This is a genomic window from Achromobacter sp. 413638 (assembly GCF_043119405.1).
Lineage (GTDB): Bacteria > Pseudomonadota > Gammaproteobacteria > Burkholderiales > Burkholderiaceae_B > Achromobacter.
The window spans coordinates 1-454 of sequence record NZ_JBICCO010000185.1 but is presented as its reverse complement, the minus strand read 5'-3'; the positions used below and the strand labels follow the sequence as shown (position 1 = coordinate 454).

The 454-nt window shown below is 64.1% G+C and carries 1 protein-coding gene; it reads right to left on the bottom strand.

Annotated features, from left to right (window positions below):
- On the bottom strand, positions 1-454 hold a 454-nt coding region (locus ACEU5R_RS31990; protein WP_392413943.1), incomplete at both ends, for an IS110 family transposase.

The following is a 454-nucleotide window of genomic DNA, read 5'->3' as shown; positions in this document are numbered from 1 at the left end:
CCCGATGCCGGGGATCTGAAGCAGCCGCTGGCTGCGTTCATCCTCGCGCAGCTGTAGACACAGCTCACGCTCAATCTGGCCTACCTGCTCATCCAGATACTGAAAGTGCGATCGCAGCCGCTCCAGCAGCGCGCCTAGTTGGGGCGGCAGCGCGTGTTCGGCCAGAACCGCTGGCAAGCGTCGCAGGATCGCCTGACCACGAGGCAGGCTGATGCCAAACTCCAGCAAAAAGGCGTGCACCTGGTTGATCACGCCCGTGCGCTGAGCGACCAGTGATTCACGCACCCGATGCAGGGCAGAGACGGTCTGCTGAGCCTGATTGCGCACGCTCACGAACCGCATGCTCGGGCGCGAGGCCGCCTCGCAGATCGCCTGGGCATCGGCGAAGTCATTCTTGTTGCCCTGTACGAAGGGGCGCACGAACTGGGGGGAAATGAGCTTGGCCTGGTGGCCC